The sequence below is a fragment of the Dietzia sp. NPDC055343 genome, from assembly GCF_053645265.1.
In genome coordinates this window covers 1-1,103 of the sequence record NZ_JBSHMJ010000168.1, presented here as the reverse complement: position 1 = coordinate 1,103, position 1,103 = coordinate 1, and the positions used below count along the sequence as shown (strand labels likewise).

At 68.4% G+C, this 1,103-nt stretch carries 1 protein-coding gene; it reads left to right on the top strand.

The window, feature by feature from the left end:
- Positions 1-4: 4 nt before the first annotated feature.
- The coding region (locus ACWIE7_RS19410; RefSeq protein ID WP_454070367.1) for a hypothetical protein at positions 5-1,103 on the top strand (1,099 nt) is incomplete at its 3' end.

Below are 1,103 nucleotides of genomic sequence, written 5' to 3'. Positions count from 1 at the left end.
GCCGATGAAGCCCGCCCCGCTCGACGAGTTCCCCGTTCACCAGACCCCGCTGTCGATGGCGCAGGTGTCGACGAGTGACCGGAACTTCTACGACCGCAACTACTTCAACGCCCACGACCGCTCCGGCGAGGTGTTCCTGGTGACCGGGTTCGGGGTGTATCCGAACCTCGGCGTGGTGGATGCGTTTGCCACGGTCCGCCACGGGGACACGCAGCGGTCGGTGCGATTCTCGGATGCGCTCGAGGCCCGGTCCACCGAGCCGAAGGTCGGCGGCTACCAGATCGAGGTGATCGAGCCACTGCGGTCGCTGCGGGTGGTGTGCGAGCACGAGGACCTGTCTATGGATCTGCGGTGGGAGGGCTCGTTCGAGGCGGTGCTCGAGGAGCGGCACATCCTCATGGACGGGCCGCGCACGATGTTGGATGCCAGCCGGTTCGCGCAGGTGGGGAGCTGGTCGGGGATGTTGAACGTCGACGGCGAGGACTTCGCGGTGGACCCGGCCGTGTGGCTCGGCACCCGCGACCGATCCTGGGGCATCCGCCCCAGTGGCGCGCCGGATCCGCAGGAGCGCTTCGCCGAGGAGCCGCGGGAGGGGTTCTGGTGGACGTACATCCCGCTGCGGTTCGACGACTTCGCTCTGGTGATCATCCTGCAGGAGAGCCCTGACGGCCATCGCAGTCTCAACCACGCGAGTCGGGTGTTCGCCGACGGTCGGGTCGAGCAGCTGGGATGGCCGCGAATGGAGGTCGACTACCGCGCCGGCACCCGACACCCCGAGCACGTTCGCGTGCACCTGACCACGCCCCTGGGAGAGCCGCTGTTGCTGGAGATCGACACGCTGCTCGGCGTCCCGCTCAGCATGGGCTCGGGCTACGTGGGCGACCCGGCCTGGTCGCACGGCCGCTGGATGGGCCGCGACTGGAGTGAGTCCGTCTCCTACGACATGGCCTCCCCGGACGTCACCGGGATGCTTCCGTACAACGTCGTAGACCACGTGGCCCGCGCGAGGTGCAACGGCGCCGAGGGCTGGGGCATGTTCGAGCACGCCAATATGGGCCGCCACGACCCGTCCGGGTTCAAGGACTGGGTGGATATGGCGAAGT